Origin of the sequence: Mesorhizobium sp. 113-1-2, from assembly GCF_016756475.1 — a bacterium.
Classification (GTDB): Bacteria; Pseudomonadota; Alphaproteobacteria; order Rhizobiales; family Rhizobiaceae; genus Mesorhizobium; species Mesorhizobium loti_C.
On the sequence record NZ_AP023242.1, the window covers coordinates 584,566 to 602,571 of the forward strand.

An 18,006-nucleotide genomic window follows, 5' to 3' on the forward strand; every position below is an offset into this window, starting at 1 on the left:
GATCTCCGCTTCGCTTCGACCGCTCGCCGACCCTCCCCACAAGGGGGAGGGTGAGGCAAGCTGATGCGAAATGCGCGACATCACGCTTGCGCAACTCGCGCCAAACAGTTCTGTTTGCGCCTTCAGAATCGGTGACCACGCAATGACCATCAGCACGACCAAGGCCAAGGGCATTTCGGTTTCGCTCGACCTCACCGTCGGCCACATCGCCGACATGGTCGTCGAAAGCGGCGGACGCCAGCTCAAGCCGCTGCACCGCGCGCCCTGGGTCGATGCCGGCGAGACACTGCCGAAGGACCTGCCGCAAGGCACGGTCCGGCTGTCCGGCGATTTCCTCTGCGCGCCGTTTTCGCGCAGCGATGTCGAGGACGCGCCGCTGCATGGCTGGACCGCCAACAGCGCCTGGGATGTCATCGACAGCGCCGCCACGGATGGCGGCTGGCGCGCGGTCTTCCGGCTGCGGCACAAGGTCATGGGCGCCAGCGTCGACAAGATCTTCACGCTGCGTGACGGCCATCCTTTCCTCTACCAGGAACATGTGTTTTCCGGCGGGTCCGGCGCGATTTCCGTCGCCCATCACCCAATGACGGTGATGAAAGGCGGCGGCAGGCTGGCCTTTTCGCGCAAGCGCTTTGCCGCGACATTGGCCGATCCGCTGGAGCCCGATCCCGCGCGCGGTCGTTTCATGCTGGCCTACCCGGCGCGCTCGGCCGACCTCGCCCATTTTCCCGCCGCCGACGGCGGTACGGCCGACCTGACGCAATACCGCATGGAGGATCGGCGCGAGGATTTCATCACCCTGGTCGAGGCCGACCATGGCGGACCGGGCTGGACGGCGCTGGCACGCCAGCCCGAGGACGATCTGGTGCTGGTGCTGAAGAACCCGGCCGAGCTGCCGATCACCATGCTGTGGCTGAGCAATGGCGGGCGCGACTATGCGCCCTGGAGCGGCCGGCATCTCGGCGTGCTCGGCATCGAGGACGGCCGCGCCGCCGTCGGCCATGCCGCCTCGATCGGCGACAACTGGCTGAAGCGCGAGGGCGTGGCGACCGCCTTTGCGCTCGGCGAAGGTCGAAGCTTTTCGTTCCGCCATGTCATCGGTGCGCTGCCCGGCGGCACCCCGCCGCAGGAGATCATCACGGCCGACGGCCAGATGCGGCTCTCGGCCGGCGGCGCCACCAAGGGAGTGCCGTTCGACAGCGCGTTCCTGCGCATTGGCCAGCCTGTCGCCGCCTGAGCGGGGATTGTGCGAGCGCGGGTTTGAAATTTCTATCGACTGCCGCCAAGATAGGACGAAAATACAGTGCCTATCCTTCAGGCAAGTGAGGCCCCCATGTCCGAGATTGCTCACCTCGCCGCCACCATCTTCAAGCGCGCCGGCAAGGCAAAGCGCTTCATCGTCGCCATTGCAGGACCGCCGGGGGCGGGAAAGTCGACATTGTCGGCCGGCCTGCATGACCTTTTGCCGGAAGGAGCGGTGGAGGTCGTGCCGATGGACGGCTTCCACTATGATGACATCGTGCTCAACGCGCGCGGCCTGCGCGCGCGCAAGGGCGCGCCGGAAACCTTCGACTTTGCCGGTTTCGAGGCCCTGATGAAGCGCATCCGGGCCGGCGAACCCGACATCGCCATTCCCGTCTTCGACCGCAGCATGGAGCTGTCGCGCGCCGCCGCGGCGATCATCGGAACCGAGACCAAGTTCATCCTGGTCGAAGGCAATTACCTGCTGCTCGACGAAGAGCCATGGTCGCGGCTGGCGCCGCTGTTCGATTTCTCTATCTTCGTCGACGTGCCGCGCAATGAACTCGAGCGCCGCTTGATGGAGCGCTGGCACGGCCATGGCCGTTCGGATGAGGACGCGCGCGCCTGGATCGCCTCCAACGACATGCCCAACATCGAACGCGTGCTGGCCCGGCGCCGGGCAGCCGACCTGGTCATTGGTTAACACGCTTAATTTTCGGTATTTTTGGACGGGAACCTTAAGAGTTTCACGCCGTTATGCCTGACAACCCGTTTGTCCGGCGTAAGGGATTTTCCAATGGCAACCAAGGCAAAAAAACCCGCAAAGACGAGGCCTGCGAAGGCAACTCAGGCGAAGGCCGGTGCTGGCCCGGCGATTGCAGAACGTTCTAAAGACGCCAAGGGCGCTTTCGGCAAGGCCGCACCCAGAAAGGTCGTCCCGGCCGCGAAGACCGCCAGCTCGCGGAAAACGGCGCCGGCCAAGCCCGGTGCGGTTCGGACGGCGGCGAATGTCGCCGCCGGCGCGGTGGTCGCTACCGCACGTGGCGCCGTCTCGCTGGCCGCCTCGGTGATCGGCAGGGGCGGTTCGAAGGCGAAGGCGAAGTAGAAAAGGGCCTGCAGCGTCCGCCAAGGCAATAGCCCTACGGGCTCGTTTCAGCCCCTTGCCGGAATGGTCAGGCCCTTCTGCACCGCCGGCCGCGCCAGGCCGCGCTCCAGCCATGCCGCGACATTGGCGAAATCATCGAAGCCGACGAGGTCGCGCGCTTCGTAGAAGCCGATCAAATTGCGCACCCAGCCGAGCAGCGAGATGTCGGCGATGGTGTAGTCATTGCCCATGATCCATTTGCGGCCCTTCAGCCTGCCGTCGAGCACACCGAGCAGCCGCCGTGATTCGTCGCGGTAGCGCTCCAGCGGGCGCTTGTCGGCGATCTCGCGGCCGGCGAATTTGTGGAAGAAGCCGAGCTGGCCGAACATCGGCCCGACGGAGGCCATCTGGAAGAAGACCCACTGGATGGTCTCGTAGCGCCGCGCCGCGTCCGCCGGCAGCAGCAGGCCGGTCTTTTCGGCGAGATAGAGCAGGATGGCGCCGGATTCGAACAGGCCGATCGGCTTGCCGTCCGGGCCGTTGGGATCGATGATCGCCGGGATCTTGCCATTGGGATTGAGCGACAGGAATTCTGGCGTCCAGCTTTCGTCCTTGCCGATGTTGACGGCATGCGGCTCGTAGGGCAGGCCGATCTCTTCCAGGGCGATCGAGACCTTCACCCCGTTGGGCGTCGGAAATGAATAAAGCTGGATCTGGTCCGGATGCTTGGCCGGCCAGCGTGTTGCGATCGGAAAGGCGGACAGATCGGCCATCGAAAACTCCTGAGCGGGGATTTTGGCGCCGAGAGGCGCGGTGTTGGCGGGTTGGCCAAGAATTAGGCGCTCGGCCAGGCAGGATCAATATAGCGGCGCCAGTTTCGCCACGCACGAATAGTCAACCGAATCGTGGACGGACGTTAATTCCTCGGGCGACCGCCTGAGCAGGTATAACCGCCCGGGGCGGTGGTTACCGCCCGGGGCAGGTACTGACCGCCCGGATTCAAATGGCCTTGAATGCCAGCACCGCGTTCGTGCCGCCGAAAGCAAAACCGTTGCTGATCGCGGCGCGCACCTTGCGTTCGCGCGCGACATTGGGCGTCACGTCGAGATCGCAATCGGGATCGGGTTCGCGGTAATTCGCGGTCGGCGGCACGACGCCCTCGCGGATCGCCATGACGCAGGCGATCATCTCCAGCCCGCCCGACGCGCCCAGGCAATGGGCATGCATCGACTTGGTCGAAGAGATCGACAGCGAACGCGCGTGCTCGCCAAAGACGCGCTTGATCGCGTTGGTCTCGATCTGGTCGTTGGCCTTGGTGCCGGTGCCATGCGCGTTGAGATAATCGATGTCCTCGGGATTGAGCCCGGCATCGGCCAAGCAGAAGCGCATCGCCGCCTCCGGCCCCTCGATGGTCGGAGCGACGATGTCGGAGGCATCGGCTGAAAGGCCGGCGCCGGCGATTTCGGCGAGGATGGTGGCGCCACGCGCCATGGCGTGGTCGTAGCTTTCCAGGACCGCCATGCCGGCGCCTTCGCCGAGCACCAGGCCCTGGCGGTCGGCCGAGAACGGCCGGCAGGTGTCGGGCGACAGCACGCGCAATGCCTCCCAGCCCTTGAGCACGCCCCAGACCAGCGGCGCATCGGTGCCGCCGGCGACCATCACGTCGGCACGGCCGAGCCTGATCTGGTCGACCGCCGTGGCGATGGCGTGGTTGGCCGACGAGCAGGCCGACGTGACGCCGAAGACCGGTCCGCGCAGGCCAAGATGCATGCTGACCTGGCCGGCAGCAGCGCCTGGCATGACCCTGGGCACGGTGAAGATGCCGGCGCGATTCTTGCCCTCGACCAGGATGGCGCGATAGTTCTCCTCGACGGTCTCGAAGCCGCAGACGCCGACGCCGACAATGGTTCCCATGCGATAGGTGTTGTCGGCATGCGGGGCCAGGCCGGACTGCTGCATGGCCTCCTTCGCAGCGATCACCGCCAGCAGGCTGAAGCGGTCCATCGACACCAGTTGCTTGCGCTCGATGCCGTGATCGGGCAGCGCCTTGATCTCGCAGCCGGTCTTGACCTTCAGGTCATGCAGGAAGGGATTGTCGATCGGGCCGATGGCCGAACGGCCGGCCCGCATTTCGGCCCAGATGGCCGGCGCATCGACGCCAAGTCCGCACAGCCCGCCAATGCCGGTAATGACGACGCGTTTCAGCATTCGGTCAGGCTTTTTTCGCGATCAGCGCGCGAACGGCCTCGACCATGTCGCCAACATTCTTCAGATTGCTCCAGGCATCGACGGTGTTCATCTCGATCTCGATGCCATACTGCTCCTCGAGGTCGAAAATGATCTCCGTCAACTCCAGCGAATGGATGCCCAGCGACGTCAATTCGGTGCTGGTGGTGATTTCTTCACCGCCCGGCTCGGCATGGGCCTTGATCTTTTCGATGATATCCGTTGCCAGTTGGTCAGCCATTCGGTCTCTTCCCCACTTTGTCGTTTCCCGACGCCAACTGAACAGCGCCTTCTTGTCCTCGATATCAGGCCGCGATCATCGCCTTCTACCCCCGCCAAGCATCGCCTGACCGTACCGAGGTGGCTCCCTCTATAGAAACGGAAACGCCATCAAGCAACAAGCTATATATCGACAAAACCGCCGCAGTGCTTAACCTGACGGCGTGGATACGATCGAATATACCAAGTTTTCGGCCCCTTTGGCCCAGCGCGCCGCGGGTCTGGCGCAGCTGGGCTGCGCCAGCGCGGACGGCCGCACGCGGCTGCGGCGTCTCTATCAGGACGGTTCCGCCAAGATAAGGCTGCCGGCCGTTCCGGCCGACCCGCTGGAGGCGGTGCTGATCAACACCGCCGGTGGACTGACCGGCGGCGACCGCATCGGCTGGGATGTGGATGTCGGCACGGAAGCCTCGGCGTCGATAACGACGCAGGCCTGCGAGAAGGTTTACCGCGCCGCATCCGACCAGGCCGAGGTGCGGGTCAGGCTGAGCGTCGGCGAGAACGGCCGCATCGCCTGGTTGCCGCAGGAGACCATCGTCTTTGACCGGGCGGCCTTTGCCCGCACATTGGATGTCGAGCTTACCGTGGGGGCCGAGGCGCTGGTGCTGGAGGCCACCGTCTTCGGCCGCCTGGCCATGGGCGAACGCGCCGCGCAAGGCACTTTCCGTGACCGCTGGCGTGTTCGCCAGGATGGTTTGCTCATCCATGCCGAGGATTTCCGCATCGGACCCGATATCACTGGTGCCCTGGCACGTCCGGCGGCCGGCGGCGGCGCGATCGCGGTGGCAACGCTGCTGCTGGTGTCGTCACGGGCCGAAGCTCTGCTCGATCCGGTCCGGGAGATCGTTGGCGACCAGGGCGGTGCCAGCGCCTGGAGCGTGAGAGCATCTGGCAAGCTTCTTGCGAGGCTTTACGCCGAGGACGGCTACCAACTGCGCCAGCGGCTGGTTCCGCTCGTCGGATTGCTCAACGGAAAGGCGGGGCTGCCCAAATTATGGTCACTGTGATCCTGTCTGCCTCATCTCTGGAAACCGCATGAACCTGACGCCAAGGGAAAAAGACAAGTTGCTGATCGCCATGGCGGCGATCGTGGCGCGCAAGCGGCTGGAGCGCGGCGTCAAGCTGAACCATCCGGAAGCCATCGCGCTGATCACCGATTTCGTCGTCGAGGGCGCCCGTGACGGCCGCCCGGTCGCCGAACTGATGGAGGCCGGCGCCCATGTCGTCACCCGTGCGCAGGTGATGCAAGGCATCGCCGAGATGATCCATGACGTGCAGGTGGAAGCGACCTTCCCCGACGGTACCAAGCTGGTGACCGTGCACGAGCCCATCAGGTGAGGAGGCAGAGATGCTCGAGCTGCGCCCAAACTGCGAGTGCTGCGAGAAGGATCTGCCGCCCGAGGCGGCGGATGCGCTGATCTGCACCTTCGAATGCACCTTCTGTGCCGATTGCGTTGAAACAGTGCTGGGCGGCGTCTGCCCCAATTGCGGTGGCAATTTTTCGGCCCGGCCGATCCGCCCTGCCGCGATGCTGAAGAAATATCCGGCTTCGACCAAGCGCATCCTCAAGGCCGAGGGCTGCGGCCCGCGCAAGGCCGCGTGAACACCGTGACACCGGAAACGGAAGGCAAATAGAAATGATCCCTGCCAAACGACTGTCCCTCTCAGCCATCCTGTTTCTGGCCGCGGCCATGCCTGCCTACGCCCATGTCGGCGTCGGCACCACCTCGTCCTTCACAGCCGGCTTCATGCATCCCGTGTCCGGCCTTGATCATATGACCGTGATGGTCGCCGTTGGCCTGTGGGCGGCACTCAAGGGCGGCAGAGCGATCTGGGCCTGGCCGGCCGCCTTTGTCGGCGTCATGCTAGGCGGCGCGGCCCTTGGCATAGCGCATGTGCCGGTGCCCTTCATCGAACCGGGTATACTGGCCTCCGTCGTGGCGCTCGGCTTACTGGTGGCGCTGGCGATCGATCTGCCCGTCTCGGCCGGCGTCGCCATTATCGGCCTGTTCGCGCTTTTCCACGGTCACGCGCATGGCACCGAAGTGCCGGAAAATGCCGGTGGGCTCGAATACATGGCCGGCTTTGCCGTCGCCACCGTGCTGCTGCATGCCGTCGGCATCGCCGCGGGGCTGAGCCTTGGCATGAGGTTCCGGGGTCTGGCCCGCGCCGCCGGTGCGGCCTGCGCGGCGATCGGCGTCGGCCTCGCCTTCGGCGTCGTGTGACATCAGATGATCCCCGGCGAAATCATCTCCGTCCAAGGCGACATCGAGCTCAACAAGGGCCTGCCGACCGTCACCCTGAAAGTCGCCAACAGCGGCGACCGGCCGATCCAGGTCGGCAGCCACTACCATTTCTTCGAAACCAATGAGGGGCTGAAGTTCGACCGGGAGCGGGCACGCGGCATGCGCCTCGACATCGCCGCCGGCACCGCCATGCGCTTCGAGCCGGGCCAGGAACGCGACGTCACACTGGTGCCGCTCGGCGGCAAGCGCGAGGTCTACGGATTCCAGCAGAAGGTGATGGGCAAGCTGTGAGACCGGTGGCGTCTCATGTGCATCGCGCAAGGATGGTAACCGGCTTTGCGGCAAGCAGTGCTTTCGACTCAGTTCGACGGCTTGGCAGCCGCATAGATGACGATCTTTCCGGGATCGTCGAACTCGACGGCGAGGACATCCTGCGCAGCCAACCGCCGCGAATCGATGGCGTTGTAGAGCAGGGCGTTGGCCTCGATCTCCTTGCGCAGTTCCGCGACATCTTCCTTGTACTGCCGGACCTTGTTCTCGATGGCCGGCGGCGGGCCGCCTTCGCTGCGTGCCGCGTCAGTCAGGAACACGATATCGACCGTATCGAGCTTGGAAGTCTTGCGCACCGTGCTGATGTTTTCGCGCGTGCGGTCGATCGCGGAACTGACTTTTCCGATTTCAGCTGTTGTTTTGGCCTGTTCCTCGTTGACTTGCGAGCCGACGATCCGGTCGACGGTCTCCGGGCTTTCAAGACCCTGCGCGTTCAGCGCTGCCTGGGGGGAGCTCGCGGCCAGAAACACGGCCGCCGCAATGGCATGCAGCCATCGGGCGTCGGCCAAGGTGGTGGAGTTCATCGTTCGCTTTCGCAGTTTGTATCAACAATCAGTAAGCGAAACGACTCCAGCCCTGCCACGGTTCCCTTCACGATTCAGTCGGCGGACCGGGCACCGGCCCGCCGAGCTGCGTCCTCAGCTGGCCTTCTTGGTGATCAAGGTCAGCGCGCCATTGGGCTCCATGCTGGCCGCGACCACCTGCGCCGAGGTCATTCCCTTGGCCTCGAGGGCAGACTTCACCTTGGGGGTGGCGTCGATCGAGCTGCGCAGTTTCTGCAGACCGGCGTCACCGCGCTGGGCGATCACCTGATTGACCTGCGTCTGGGTGTCCTTCGGCAGCTCGGTGATGTCGACAATGTTGACGCTCTGGATCGCCGGCGCGGCCTGCTGACCGCCGGGGGTGGGTGTCGTCGCCTTCGGGGCAGGCGCGGCCGGAGCGGGTTGTTGCTGGGCACTGGCGGCACCGGCCAGCATCAGGCTGGCGGCGGCTGCAAGAATTATCGTTTTGCGCATGGATTTTCCTTCCATCGATTTGGCAAACGGTCGTTTTGGGGTGACCTGCCAACCTCAACCGCCAAATGGGATCAGAAGGTGTCGCCGAGCGGGTCATTGCGTGACCATTGGATGGCGGCAATGTGCAGCCTCGCTTCAACCACACCGCATTTCGGGAGCAATCGCTGATGGCCAGAATCTCGCGTGCCGCCTACGCCCAGATGTATGGGCCGACTGTCGGCGACAAGGTCAGGCTGGCCGACACCGAACTCTTCATCGAGGTTGAAAAGGACCTCACCATCCACGGCGAAGAGGTAAAATTCGGCGGAGGCAAGGTCATCCGCGATGGCATGGGACAGAGCCAGGTGTCCCGCGCCCAGGGCGCGGTCGACACCGTCATCACCAATGCGCTGGTGATCGATGCCAGCGCCGGCATCTTCAAGGCCGATATCGGCCTCAGGGACGGCCGCATCGCGGCGATCGGCAAGGCCGGCAATCCGGACACGCAGGACGGTGTCACCATCATCATCGGTCCCGGCACGGAAATCATCGCCGGCGAGGGCAAGATCCTGACCGCCGGCGGCTTCGACGCGCATATCCACTTCATCTGCCCGCAGCAGATCGAGGAAGCGCTGATGAGCGGCATCACCACCATGCTCGGCGGCGGCACCGGCCCGGCGCATGGCACGCTGGCCACCACCTGCACGCCAGGACCATGGCACATGGCGCGCATGATCCAGTCCTTCGATGCCTTTCCGATGAATATCGGCCTGTCGGGCAAGGGCAATGCTTCCTTGCCTGCCGCACTGGAGGAAATGGTGCTGGGCGGCGCCTGTTCGCTGAAATTGCATGAGGATTGGGGCACGACGCCGGCGGCGATAGACTGCTGCCTGTCGGTGGCCGACGATTACGACGTGCAGGTGATGATCCACACCGACACGCTGAACGAGTCAGGGTTTGTCGAAAACACCGTAGCGGCGATCAAGGGCCGCACCATCCACGCCTTCCACACCGAGGGTGCCGGCGGCGGCCATGCGCCCGACATCATCAAGGTCTGCGGCCTGCCCAACGTCATCCCGTCCTCGACCAATCCGACCCGGCCCTACACGGTCAACACGCTGGCCGAGCATCTCGACATGCTGATGGTCTGCCATCATCTGTCGCCGTCGATCCCAGAAGACATCGCCTTTGCCGAAAGTCGCATCCGCAAGGAGACGATCGCGGCGGAAGACATCCTGCACGATATCGGCGCCTTCTCGATCATCTCGTCCGACAGCCAGGCCATGGGGCGTGTCGGTGAGGTGGCGATCCGCACCTGGCAGACCGCCGACAAGATGAAGCGCCAGCGCGGTTCGCTGCCGCAGGAAACCGGCGACAACGACAATTTCCGCGTCCGCCGCTACATCGCCAAATACACGATCAACCCGGCCATCGCGCATGGGCTGTCGAAAGACATCGGCTCGATCGCCGTCGGCAAACGCGCCGACCTGGTGCTGTGGAACCCGGCCTTCTTCGGTGTGAAACCGGACATGGTGCTGATCGGCGGCATGATCGCCGCCGCCCCGATGGGCGACCCCAATGCCTCGATCCCGACGCCGCAGCCGATGCATTACCGGCCGATGTTCGGCGCCTATGGCAAGGCGCGGACCAACTCATCGGTGACCTTCGTTTCCAAGGCGGCACTCGAGTCCGGCCTGCATGGAAGGCTTGGTGTCGACAAACAGTTCGTCGCCGTCGAAAACACCCGCGGCGGCATCGGCAAGCATTCGATGGTGCTCAACGACGCCACGCCGCATGTCGAGGTCGATCCCGAAACCTACGAGGTCCGCGCCGACGGCGAGCTCTTGACCTGCGAGCCGGCGACGGTGCTGCCGATGGCGCAGCGGTATTTTCTGTTCTGAGGTCGGCCGGCCAAATTCCGTTGCGGCTGGCATGCATAGGCCGCAATATGCGGCCGAGCTGAAACCGCATCATGATCAGGCATGGCCACCGAACTCGCCTCTCCCCACGACATTTTCCCGCATATCCGCATCGTCATGGGCATGGTGATCGGGCTTGGTGTTGCCCGCCTGCTGTCGGGGGTGGCGCGCATCGTCCAGCATCCGGGCCAATACCGGCTCTATCCCGTGCATCTGGCCTGGGTCGCCTCGGTGCTGTTGATGCTGGTGCACTTCTGGTGGTGGGAGTTCGGCCTCTACGCCATCGAGACCTGGACCTTCGGCAAATACCTGTTCATCATCTTCTACGCGATCACGCTGTTCCTGCTCTGCGCGCTGCTGTTTCCCGACTCCATGCTGGACTACACCAGCTACGAGGATTTCTTCTATTCGCGCCGTGCCTGGTTCTTCGGCCTGCTGGCGGCGACCTATCTGCTCGACGTCATCGATACGCTGCTGAAAGGGCCGGAGCATTTCGCCCGCTTCGGCAATGAATATCTGTTCCGCACGCCGGTCTTCGTGGCGCTGTGCATCGCCGCGATCGTGGTGAGCGACCGCCGCTTTCACATCGCCTTTGTCGCGGCGGCGCTGATCTACCAGATATCGTTCATCCTGCGGCTCTTCGACACGATCGTATGACTGTGTCGGATGGTCTAGAGTCCAGGAAAAGGTAGGGTTCAACCATGTACAAGGCCGTCGGATCACGGGGATCCCGGGTCAGTCGCGTTCTCTGGATGCTCGAGGAACTCGGGCAGCCCTATGAATTCGTCGAAGTCAAATTGCGCTCGCCGGAAGCCTATGCGCTCAATCCGTCGGGCAAGGTGCCGATCCTCATCGATGGCGAGCTGACGGTGACGGATTCGGCGGCGATCTGCGTCTACCTGGCCGACAAGCACGCCGACAGAGGGATGGGCGCCAATCCGGGTGTCGCCGGCCGTGCCGAGATGGATTCCTGGATGCATTTTGCCCAGAGCGAGTTCGAGGCGCCGCTGTGGAACAAATTGCGCCACCGCTTCCTGCTGCCGAAGGAGGTTCGGGTCGATGTCGGCCCTGCCGCGGCCTATGATTTCGCCTCGGAGGCCAAGGCGCTGGACCGCCGGCTGGGCGACAGGCCGTTTGCGCTCGGCGACCGGTTTTCCGCCGTCGACGTGCTGCTCGGCGACATGGGCGGCTGGGCCCGCGCCGGCAAATTCCCGATCGAGTCCGACCGCGTCAACGCCTATTTCGACCGCGTTCTGGCGCGGCCCGCCCGTGCGCGGGCACAAGCCAACGGAGGCTCCTTGAAATGAAGCTCAACCTCAACACCGACTTCACCAAATTCCCGCGCGCCGTCTCCGTGCTGCCCGCTGGCAGTGTGGGATCCACAGCGCCCTCCGGCCAAGCGGTTCTCCCTCACGACGAGCGGCATCTGCGCCGCCGTGCCATCGAATTGTCCGACGGCAGCAAGGTACTGGTCGACCTGCCCGAGCCCGTCGCCCTGAACGACGGTGACCGGCTGGTGCTGGAGGACGGCCGCCACATCGAGATCCTGGCCGCGCCCGAAGAGGTCTACGACATCCGCGCCCGCGACGCCGTGCATCTGACCGAGTTGGCCTGGCATATCGGCAACCGCCATCTCGCCGCAGGCATCGAGGCGGATCGCATCGTCATCCTGCGCGACCACGTCATCAAGGCGATGCTGGAGGGGCTCGGCGCCACGGTGCGCGAGGTTTCCGAACCGTTCAAGCCGGTGCGCGGCGCCTATTCCGGGCATGGCGGTGGACATGGCCATGATCACGGCCATGCGCACAGCCACGCGGAAGCGCATTCGCACGCGCACAGCGAATCGCATTCCCATTCGCACAGCCATTCTCACGACGGCCATCATCACGATCATGACTGACCAGCCCTCGAACATCGCCCTGCTGCGGCTGATGGCGTGGCTGTCGCCGGCCTTTCCGGTCGGCGGCTTTGCCTACAGCCACGGTCTCGAACGGGCGGTGCATGACGGGCTGGTTGCCGATGCCGGGAGCCTGGCCAACTGGTTGGGAACGCTGGTCGAGATGGGCTCGGGCTGGAACGATGCCGTGCTGTTTTCCGAGAGCTGGCGCCGCGCCCGCAACTCCGGCGATCTCGAAGAAATGGCCGCACTGGCCGAGGCGCTCGCCGGATCGCGGGAACGCCATACTGAGACCATGCTGCAAGGTGCCGCCTTCCTGAAAGCGGCCGCCGCCTGGCCCAATCCTGTGCTGGAACGCTTGCCGGCCGAATGCGCCTATTGCGTCGCCGTCGGCGCCATTGCCGGCGGCAACGGTATCGCGCTGCAGGACGCGCTGTCCGCCTTCCTGCAAGCCTTCTTCTCCAATCTCGTCCAGGCGGCGATCAGGCTGGGTGTCGTCGGCCAGAGCGAGGCCACCACGCTGCTGGCCGGTTTCGAGCCGCTGGCGCTCTCGACCGCCGACCGCGCGTCCCGTTCGACAGTGGACGATCTCGGCGGCTGCGCCTTCGTCTCCGATGTCATGGCGATGAAGCACGAAACCCAGTATTCGCGATTGTTCCGCTCATGATCGCCCTCGCCTTTGTCCTCTCCTTCGTCCTGCTGCTGATCACGGCGCTGCATGTCTATTGGGGCATTGGCGGCATCTGGCCGGGCAGCGATTCCCCGTCCTGCGCCCGCGCGGTCGTCGGCTTTCGCGGCGTCGACGAGATGCCGACGCCCTTCGCCAGTTTCGCGGTCGCCGCCTGTCTCGGCCTGGCGACGCTCTGGCCGCTGGCGCTGATCGGCTTCTTTGCCTCGCCCTTCCCCAGGGAAGGCCTTGCCGCCACCTCGCTGCTCATCGGACTGGTGTTCCTGGGACGCGGCATTGCCGGCTTCACGCCGTGGTGGCGGCGGCTGGCGCCCGAGCAGCCTTTCGCGCGGCTCGATGTGCGTTACTATTCGCCGCTGTGCCTGCTGATCGGGCTCGGCTTCGCTATCCTTGCCATCATGGAGTTCCCGACATGACCCAAACCAACGGTCCCCTTCGCATCGGCATCGGCGGCCCTGTCGGCTCCGGCAAGACGACGCTCACAGAGAAACTCTGCAAGGCGCTGCGCGACGAGTTCTCCATCGCCGTCGTCACCAACGACATCTACACAAGGGAAGACGCCATGATGTTGGCTCGGCTGCAGGCGCTGCCGGAGGAGCGCATTGTCGGCGTCGAGACCGGCGGCTGTCCGCACACCGCCATCCGCGAGGACGCATCGATCAATTTGCAGGCGATCGCCGAGCTCAACCGGAAATTCCCCGATCTCGACATCATCTTCATCGAATCCGGCGGCGACAACCTTGCCGCCACCTTCTCGCCGGACCTCGCGGATTTGACGCTCTACGTCATCTCGGTCTGCCAGGGCGAGGAAATCCCAAGGAAGGGCGGGCCGGCGATCACCCGCTCGGACTTCCTCATCATCAACAAGAGCGATCTCGCACCCTATGTGAACGTCAACCTCGACGTGATGGAGAGCGACGCCGGCCGCATGCGCGGCAAGCGGCCGTTCGGTTTCACCGATCTGTCGCGCGGCAAGGGGTTGCGGGAGGTCATCGATTTCATCGTCGAGCATGGCGGGCTCAGGGCCGCGACCGCCGCCAGCACGGCGGCCTGACAGTCAGCGGCTTCTGCCTGCACCAACCGAAACCCGTTGCGGGCCGCTGTGGGTCACGGCATTCTGGCCAAAACCGGAGGATTTTCGATGAGCATCACCCGCCTGCACAAGGAGCCGCTGAGCAACCTGCCTTACTACGAAGAGCGCGTCGATCTCGCCGCCGCTTTCCGCTGGACAGCTCGGCTCAACATGCATGAGGCAGTGGCCAATCATTTCTCGCTGTCCGTCAACGACGACGGCACCAAATTCCTGATGAACCCGAACCAGGTGCATTTCTCGCGCATCAAGGCGAGCGATCTGCTGCTGATCGACGCCAACGATCCCGAAACGCTCTCCGGCCCCAACGCGCCCGACCCGACGGCCTGGGGCCTGCACGGCGCCATCCATCGCAACGTGCCGCATGCGCGCTGCGCCATGCATGTGCATTCGATCCACGCCACGGTGCTGGCCTCGCTCGCCGATTCGACTTTGCCGCCGATCGACCAGAATTCGGCGATGTTCTTCAACCGCCACGTCGTCGATGCGCATTATGGCGGGCTGGCCTTCGAGGAAGAGGGCGAGCGCTGCTCGCAGCTTCTCACCGATCCCAAGGTCAAGGTGATGGTGATGGGCAATCACGGCGTGATGGTGATCGGCGACACGGTGGCCGATGCCTTCAACCGTATGTTCTATTTCGAGCGCGCCGCCGAGACCTACATCAAGGCGCTGTGGACCGGCCGGCCGCTGCGCACGCTGTCCGATGCCATCGCCGAGAAGACGGCGAGCGAGATGGATGATTATCCCGGCCAGGCCGAGCGTCACCTCGCCGAATTGAAGGCGATCCTCGACGAGCAGGAACCCGTCTACCGCAATTAGAGCCCGAGCTGAGCCCGCAGTTCCTCGGCGCTGTTGATGACGGTGGCGCCGGGCGGTCCTTCCATCGGCTTTTCCGGCCAGAAGATCGTCTTCATGCCCGCCGCCAGACCCGCCATGGCGCCCGGCCAGCTGTCGTCGACCGCCACCGCGTGCGCGGGATCGACATCGGCCAGATAGGCGGCGCGCAAGAAGGGTTCGGCGTGCGGCTTGCCATCGCGCACATCGTTGCGGCTGACCGTCTTCATGCCGGGATAGACAAGGCCGACCATGCGCAGATTGGCGTCGACGATCATCCGGTCCGAATTGGAGACCACCGCCTGCTGCACGCCAAGCGCTCGTAATTCGTTGAAGACCTCGATCGCGCCGGGGCGCGGCTTCAGGCCTTCGACCAGCGGCAGATAATGCTCGTATTTGCGCATGATCCAATCGTCGAAGGGAAGATCGAGGCCGAACTCGTCGCGCATCATCTCGTAGACCGGCCAGGCGGCGACACCGAGCACACGCTCATGCAGGTCGGCGGGCGGCTTGAGGCCGACATTGCGCATTGCCGCCACAAGGGCCGCCTCATGCAGCGGTTCGCTGTCGACCAGCGTGCCGTCCATGTCCCAGAAAACCGCCTTCGGTGTCATGCAGTGCTCCTTTTGCGATCCCCTTAAAGGGTTTGCGCCGGGAGATAAACCGTCAGGATCACAGAAGGCGGCCGTGACTGGAACCGAAGCCGGCTTGCTCTACGCGGTCAGAGATTGTCGGTGGGACAATCTCAATCTCGCAGCTGCGAACAATTGCTCTTGATATTGACAATTGCGCAGGACGCCGTTCCCTGCGAAACTGAGAGTGGACCGCCTTGATAACCGGCGGCCTTGGGAGGCAGGACGTGAATACCCGGCAGGATGGCGGCAGCAACAGGCTGGACGACGCGGCGCGCGCCGGCTGGCTCTATTATGTTGCCGGCAACACACAGGACCAGATCGCCGCCACGCTCGGCATTTCGCGGCAGACGGCGCAGCGCCTGGTGTCGCTGGCGGTGTCGGAAGGCTTGATCAAGGTCCGTGTCGATCATCCGATCGCCAACTGTCTCGACCTCGCGGCCCGGCTGAGATCGCGCTTCGCGCTCGATTTGGTCGAGGTGGTGCCGAGCGATCCGAATTCATCCTCCACCACGATCGGCATCGCCGAGGCGGCGGCCGCCGAGATCGAGCGGCGGCTGCGCTCTCCGACGCCGATCGTCATGGGCATCGGCACAGGACGCACGCTGAAGGCGGCGATCGAGCAATTGCCGCCGATGGAATGTCCGCAGCACAAGGTGGTGTCCTTGACCGGCAACATTTCGCCTGATGGTTCGGCCGCCTTCTACAACGTCATCTTCACCATGGCCGACCGGGTCAAGGCGCGCTCCTTCCCGATGCCGCTGCCGGTCATCGCCTCCTCGCCACAGGAGCGAGAGATGCTGCTCAACCAGCCGATGATCCAGCCGACGCTGGCGCTTGCGGCGGAAGCCGACGTCACCTTCATCGGCATTGGCGACCTCGGTCCCAAGGCGCCGCTCTATGAGGACGGCTTCATCTCCGAAAGCGAGTTGAAAGCCTTGCAGAAGGCAGGCGGCATCGCCGAGATCGTCGGCTGGGTTTTCGATCGCGATGGCCGCATGATCGAGGGCATCACCAATGACCGGGTGTCGTCGGCATCGCTGCCGTCGCGTGAAAAGTCGCTGGTCATCGCGCTGGCCATGGGCGAGCGCAAGCTGCCGGGAATCCTGGCGGCCGTGAACCGCAGGCTGGTCAATGGGCTCATCACCGATGAGCGGACGGCGACCGCCCTGCTGGCCAGCATCTGACCGCAGACCCTGCCAGGTGCGGCAGCGGCGACTGCTTTTTGCGATAAAGCCGACAAGTCTATCGGTGCCGGCCGAAAGGATCATTGCCATCGAGGAAACCGACGTCGCGCTGCAGATGCGGCGACAGATCCCTGATGTCGAGATGCGCCCTTTTTCTGATCGCGAACCAGCCGAATCCGTCCGTGAGCCACGAAATCCAGCGGTGATCTGGAGCGGGAGTGCATTTTTGCTGCGCCATGGTCATGATCGTCAACCTTCGCTATCCTTGAACCCGAATGACGGGTTGACCCTGAATGTCGGTCTTGCCGGCCGGCTTTGCCAATCGAACGTCGATAAGGACCCATAAGGAGGCCTTATGCCGGATCTGAGCTCGCCACAGCTTTCGCAACTCCCGCCGCTGCAGGCGATCCGGGTGTTCGAAGCGGTTGCGCGGCATCTTTCCTTCACCAAGGCGGCGGTGGAACTCGCCATGACACAGGCTGCCGTCAGCTATCAGATCAAGGTGCTGGAAGAACGTGTCGGGTCACCGCTGTTCCTGCGCCGGCCGCGGCAGATCGAGCTGACCGAAGCCGGCCAACGCCTGGCGCCGGCGGTCAGCGAGGCCTTTGCCATTCTCAGTCAGGCCTATGCCGCCGCGCGTGGCGGCGCGGACGGCCTGTTGTGCGTCACCACGGTGCTGACCTTCGCCTCGAACTGGCTGGCGCATCATCTGGGCTCGTTTCAGATGGCTCATCCCGCCCTTGCCGTGCGGCTCGAAACATCGAGCCGGCTGACGGATTTCGCCCGCGAGGATGTCGATCTCGCCATCCGTTCGGGCGGCGGCAAATGGCCAGGACTGGAAGCCCACAAGCTGCTCGATGCCGATTTCACGCCGATGCTGAGCCCGAAGCTCGCGGCGAGCATCGGCGGCATCAAGGAGCCGGCCGACCTGTTGCGGCTGCCGATCCTGGATCCGGGCGATGTCTGGTGGACGCAATGGTTCGAGACCGCCGGCGTGCATGCGCACGACCTTGCCAAGCGGCCCGGCAGCAGCATGGGCGCGCAGGCCTATGAGGCCAATGCCGCCATAGCAGGCCACGGCGTGGCGATCCTGACCAGGGCGCTGTTCAAGGCGGAACTTGCCGATGGCCGCCTGATCCAGCCTTTCGACCTGGTCGGCGACGATGGCCATGCCTACTGGCTGGTCTATCCCGAAGCGCGCCGCAACGTGCCGAAGATCCGCGCCTTCCGCGACTGGCTGCTGGCCGAGATCGCCTGCTGAGAGGCGCTTTTCACTCGATCCAAGCCTCCACGCCCTCCCTATCCCGTCGCCTGATATCCGGCACGCGGACTGCTTGTCGTCGGTCTATCGGCTGGC

Annotated in this window: 25 protein-coding genes; 18 read left to right on the forward strand and 7 right to left on the reverse strand. The window is 64.4% G+C overall.

The features are described 5' to 3' along the window. Window positions 1-142: 142 nt before the first annotated feature. The 3 genes from JN279_RS02665 to JN279_RS02675 all read left to right on the forward strand — a co-directional run bounded on the left by JN279_RS02665 (window position 143) and on the right by JN279_RS02675 (window position 2,347). A complete protein-coding gene (locus tag JN279_RS02665; protein WP_202351922.1) occupies window positions 143-1,237 on the forward strand; it encodes a hypothetical protein in 1,095 nt (364 codons plus the stop codon). Window positions 1,238-1,333: 96 nt separating this feature from the next. Beyond that, window positions 1,334-1,945: a nucleoside triphosphate hydrolase gene (locus tag JN279_RS02670; RefSeq protein ID WP_202351923.1), complete on the forward strand. Its 612-nt coding sequence runs from the start codon at window positions 1,334-1,336 to the stop codon at window positions 1,943-1,945. A gap of 93 nt (window positions 1,946-2,038) precedes the next feature. Further along, window positions 2,039-2,347 (forward strand): hypothetical protein, encoded by a 309-nt coding sequence (locus tag JN279_RS02675; protein ID WP_202351924.1) that lies wholly within the window; start codon window positions 2,039-2,041, stop codon window positions 2,345-2,347. A 47-nt stretch (window positions 2,348-2,394) separates the two neighbouring features. On the opposite strand, the gene JN279_RS02680 is transcribed toward JN279_RS02675, so the two are convergent. The 3 genes from JN279_RS02680 to JN279_RS02690 form a co-directional block, all read right to left on the reverse strand. Beyond that, a complete protein-coding gene (locus JN279_RS02680) occupies window positions 2,395-3,099 on the reverse strand; it encodes a glutathione S-transferase family protein (RefSeq protein ID WP_202351925.1) in 705 nt (234 codons plus the stop codon). A gap of 226 nt (window positions 3,100-3,325) precedes the next feature. After that, a complete protein-coding gene (locus JN279_RS02685) occupies window positions 3,326-4,534 on the reverse strand; it encodes a beta-ketoacyl-[acyl-carrier-protein] synthase family protein (RefSeq protein ID WP_202351926.1) in 1,209 nt (402 codons plus the stop codon). Window positions 4,535-4,538: 4 nt separating this feature from the next. Further along, entirely contained in the window at window positions 4,539-4,793 is a 255-nt protein-coding gene (locus tag JN279_RS02690) for an acyl carrier protein (RefSeq protein ID WP_010912831.1), read from the reverse strand. A gap of 202 nt (window positions 4,794-4,995) precedes the next feature. On the opposite strand from JN279_RS02690, the gene JN279_RS02695 reads away from it, so the two are divergent. The 5 genes from JN279_RS02695 to JN279_RS02715 are packed head-to-tail and all read left to right on the forward strand — an operon-like array spanning window position 4,996 to window position 7,368. Continuing rightward, window positions 4,996-5,838: an urease accessory protein UreD gene (locus tag JN279_RS02695; protein WP_202351927.1), complete on the forward strand. Its 843-nt coding sequence runs from the start codon at window positions 4,996-4,998 to the stop codon at window positions 5,836-5,838. A gap of 28 nt (window positions 5,839-5,866) precedes the next feature. Further along, complete coding sequence (locus JN279_RS02700) at window positions 5,867-6,169, forward strand: urease subunit gamma (RefSeq protein WP_095203050.1); 303 nt, start codon at window positions 5,867-5,869, stop codon at window positions 6,167-6,169. Window positions 6,170-6,179: 10 nt separating this feature from the next. Further along, a complete protein-coding gene (locus JN279_RS02705) occupies window positions 6,180-6,434 on the forward strand; it encodes a DUF1272 domain-containing protein (RefSeq protein WP_202351928.1) in 255 nt (84 codons plus the stop codon). A 34-nt stretch (window positions 6,435-6,468) separates the two neighbouring features. Beyond that, window positions 6,469-7,056 (forward strand): HupE/UreJ family protein, encoded by a 588-nt coding sequence (locus tag JN279_RS02710; RefSeq protein WP_202351929.1) that lies wholly within the window; start codon window positions 6,469-6,471, stop codon window positions 7,054-7,056. 6 nt (window positions 7,057-7,062) lie between these two features. Next, a complete protein-coding gene (locus tag JN279_RS02715) occupies window positions 7,063-7,368 on the forward strand; it encodes an urease subunit beta (RefSeq protein WP_202351930.1) in 306 nt (101 codons plus the stop codon). A 68-nt stretch (window positions 7,369-7,436) separates the two neighbouring features. Here the strand turns inward: JN279_RS02715 and JN279_RS02720 are convergent, their stop codons facing one another. Beyond that, window positions 7,437-7,931, reverse strand: a complete 495-nt coding sequence (locus JN279_RS02720) for a hypothetical protein (protein ID WP_202351931.1) — start codon at window positions 7,929-7,931, stop codon at window positions 7,437-7,439. Window positions 7,932-8,045: 114 nt separating this feature from the next. Then, on the reverse strand, window positions 8,046-8,423 hold the full coding sequence (locus JN279_RS02725; RefSeq protein ID WP_202351932.1) for a hypothetical protein: 378 nt from the start codon (window positions 8,421-8,423) through the stop codon (window positions 8,046-8,048). A 167-nt stretch (window positions 8,424-8,590) separates the two neighbouring features. Here JN279_RS02725 and ureC point away from each other — a divergent pair, with 167 nt between their 5' ends. The 8 genes from ureC to JN279_RS02765 all read left to right on the forward strand — a co-directional run bounded on the left by ureC (window position 8,591) and on the right by JN279_RS02765 (window position 14,815). Next, window positions 8,591-10,303, forward strand: a complete 1,713-nt coding sequence (gene ureC / locus JN279_RS02730; protein ID WP_446720392.1) for an urease subunit alpha — start codon at window positions 8,591-8,593, stop codon at window positions 10,301-10,303. A gap of 81 nt (window positions 10,304-10,384) precedes the next feature. After that, window positions 10,385-10,978 (forward strand): hypothetical protein, encoded by a 594-nt coding sequence (locus JN279_RS02735; protein WP_202351933.1) that lies wholly within the window; start codon window positions 10,385-10,387, stop codon window positions 10,976-10,978. A 44-nt stretch (window positions 10,979-11,022) separates the two neighbouring features. Then, window positions 11,023-11,628, forward strand: coding sequence for a glutathione S-transferase family protein (locus tag JN279_RS02740; RefSeq protein ID WP_202351934.1), 606 nt, complete (start codon window positions 11,023-11,025; stop codon window positions 11,626-11,628). Then, complete coding sequence (gene ureE / locus JN279_RS02745; protein ID WP_096452565.1) at window positions 11,625-12,221, forward strand: urease accessory protein UreE; 597 nt, start codon at window positions 11,625-11,627, stop codon at window positions 12,219-12,221. The genes JN279_RS02740 and ureE overlap by 4 nt, the downstream gene beginning before the upstream one ends. Next, window positions 12,214-12,885 carry an urease accessory protein UreF gene (locus JN279_RS02750; RefSeq protein WP_202351935.1) on the forward strand — a complete coding sequence of 224 codons (672 nt, stop codon included), beginning with the start codon at window positions 12,214-12,216 and terminating at the stop codon, window positions 12,883-12,885. Before ureE ends, JN279_RS02750 begins: the two co-directional genes overlap by 8 nt. Beyond that, window positions 12,882-13,322, forward strand: coding sequence for a DUF3995 domain-containing protein (locus tag JN279_RS02755; protein ID WP_202351936.1), 441 nt, complete (start codon window positions 12,882-12,884; stop codon window positions 13,320-13,322). The genes JN279_RS02750 and JN279_RS02755 overlap by 4 nt, the downstream gene beginning before the upstream one ends. Further along, window positions 13,319-13,960 (forward strand): urease accessory protein UreG, encoded by a 642-nt coding sequence (gene ureG / locus JN279_RS02760; RefSeq protein ID WP_202351937.1) that lies wholly within the window; start codon window positions 13,319-13,321, stop codon window positions 13,958-13,960. The genes JN279_RS02755 and ureG overlap by 4 nt, the downstream gene beginning before the upstream one ends. Window positions 13,961-14,047: 87 nt before the next feature. After that, window positions 14,048-14,815 (forward strand): class II aldolase and adducin N-terminal domain-containing protein, encoded by a 768-nt coding sequence (locus JN279_RS02765; RefSeq protein ID WP_202351938.1) that lies wholly within the window; start codon window positions 14,048-14,050, stop codon window positions 14,813-14,815. On the opposite strand, the gene JN279_RS02770 is transcribed toward JN279_RS02765, so the two are convergent. Continuing rightward, window positions 14,812-15,444, reverse strand: a complete 633-nt coding sequence (locus JN279_RS02770) for an HAD family hydrolase (RefSeq protein WP_202351939.1) — start codon at window positions 15,442-15,444, stop codon at window positions 14,812-14,814. The genes JN279_RS02765 and JN279_RS02770 overlap by 4 nt on opposite strands. 245 nt (window positions 15,445-15,689) lie before the next feature. Between JN279_RS02770 and JN279_RS02775 the strand changes: the two genes are divergently transcribed. Further along, window positions 15,690-16,649: a sugar-binding transcriptional regulator gene (locus JN279_RS02775; protein ID WP_096452553.1), complete on the forward strand. Its 960-nt coding sequence runs from the start codon at window positions 15,690-15,692 to the stop codon at window positions 16,647-16,649. 58 nt (window positions 16,650-16,707) lie between these two features. On the opposite strand, the gene JN279_RS02780 is transcribed toward JN279_RS02775, so the two are convergent. Continuing rightward, window positions 16,708-16,893: a hypothetical protein gene (locus JN279_RS02780; protein ID WP_095203037.1), complete on the reverse strand. Its 186-nt coding sequence runs from the start codon at window positions 16,891-16,893 to the stop codon at window positions 16,708-16,710. 111 nt (window positions 16,894-17,004) lie between these two features. On the opposite strand from JN279_RS02780, the gene gcvA reads away from it, so the two are divergent. After that, entirely contained in the window at window positions 17,005-17,910 is a 906-nt protein-coding gene (gene gcvA, locus JN279_RS02785; RefSeq protein ID WP_096452551.1) for a transcriptional regulator GcvA, read from the forward strand. The last annotated feature ends 96 nt before the right edge of the window (window positions 17,911-18,006 follow it).

Excerpts from the sequence above, each read along its gene's own strand:
- JN279_RS02665 (WP_202351922.1), top strand. The coding sequence starts at position 143 with ATGACCATCAGCACGACCAAGGCCAAGGGCATTTCGGTTTCGCTCGAC.
- JN279_RS02670 (WP_202351923.1), top strand. The coding sequence starts at position 1,334 with ATGTCCGAGATTGCTCACCTCGCCGCCACCATCTTCAAGCGCGCCGGC.
- JN279_RS02675 (WP_202351924.1), top strand. The coding sequence starts at position 2,039 with ATGGCAACCAAGGCAAAAAAACCCGCAAAGACGAGGCCTGCGAAGGCA.
- JN279_RS02680 (WP_202351925.1), bottom strand. The coding sequence starts at position 3,099 with ATGGCCGATCTGTCCGCCTTTCCGATCGCAACACGCTGGCCGGCCAAG.
- JN279_RS02685 (WP_202351926.1), bottom strand. The coding sequence starts at position 4,534 with ATGCTGAAACGCGTCGTCATTACCGGCATTGGCGGGCTGTGCGGACTT.
- JN279_RS02690 (WP_010912831.1), bottom strand. The coding sequence starts at position 4,793 with ATGGCTGACCAACTGGCAACGGATATCATCGAAAAGATCAAGGCCCAT.
- JN279_RS02700 (WP_095203050.1), top strand. The coding sequence starts at position 5,867 with ATGAACCTGACGCCAAGGGAAAAAGACAAGTTGCTGATCGCCATGGCG.
- JN279_RS02705 (WP_202351928.1), top strand. The coding sequence starts at position 6,180 with ATGCTCGAGCTGCGCCCAAACTGCGAGTGCTGCGAGAAGGATCTGCCG.
- JN279_RS02710 (WP_202351929.1), top strand. The coding sequence starts at position 6,469 with ATGATCCCTGCCAAACGACTGTCCCTCTCAGCCATCCTGTTTCTGGCC.
- JN279_RS02715 (WP_202351930.1), top strand. The coding sequence starts at position 7,063 with ATGATCCCCGGCGAAATCATCTCCGTCCAAGGCGACATCGAGCTCAAC.
- JN279_RS02720 (WP_202351931.1), bottom strand. The coding sequence starts at position 7,931 with ATGAACTCCACCACCTTGGCCGACGCCCGATGGCTGCATGCCATTGCG.
- JN279_RS02725 (WP_202351932.1), bottom strand. The coding sequence starts at position 8,423 with ATGCGCAAAACGATAATTCTTGCAGCCGCCGCCAGCCTGATGCTGGCC.
- ureC (WP_446720392.1), top strand. The coding sequence starts at position 8,591 with ATGGCCAGAATCTCGCGTGCCGCCTACGCCCAGATGTATGGGCCGACT.
- JN279_RS02735 (WP_202351933.1), top strand. The coding sequence starts at position 10,385 with ATGGCCACCGAACTCGCCTCTCCCCACGACATTTTCCCGCATATCCGC.
- JN279_RS02740 (WP_202351934.1), top strand. The coding sequence starts at position 11,023 with ATGTACAAGGCCGTCGGATCACGGGGATCCCGGGTCAGTCGCGTTCTC.
- ureE (WP_096452565.1), top strand. The coding sequence starts at position 11,625 with ATGAAGCTCAACCTCAACACCGACTTCACCAAATTCCCGCGCGCCGTC.
- JN279_RS02750 (WP_202351935.1), top strand. The coding sequence starts at position 12,214 with ATGACTGACCAGCCCTCGAACATCGCCCTGCTGCGGCTGATGGCGTGG.
- JN279_RS02755 (WP_202351936.1), top strand. The coding sequence starts at position 12,882 with ATGATCGCCCTCGCCTTTGTCCTCTCCTTCGTCCTGCTGCTGATCACG.
- ureG (WP_202351937.1), top strand. The coding sequence starts at position 13,319 with ATGACCCAAACCAACGGTCCCCTTCGCATCGGCATCGGCGGCCCTGTC.
- JN279_RS02765 (WP_202351938.1), top strand. The coding sequence starts at position 14,048 with ATGAGCATCACCCGCCTGCACAAGGAGCCGCTGAGCAACCTGCCTTAC.
- JN279_RS02770 (WP_202351939.1), bottom strand. The coding sequence starts at position 15,444 with ATGACACCGAAGGCGGTTTTCTGGGACATGGACGGCACGCTGGTCGAC.
- JN279_RS02780 (WP_095203037.1), bottom strand. The coding sequence starts at position 16,893 with ATGACCATGGCGCAGCAAAAATGCACTCCCGCTCCAGATCACCGCTGG.
- gcvA (WP_096452551.1), top strand. The coding sequence starts at position 17,005 with ATGCCGGATCTGAGCTCGCCACAGCTTTCGCAACTCCCGCCGCTGCAG.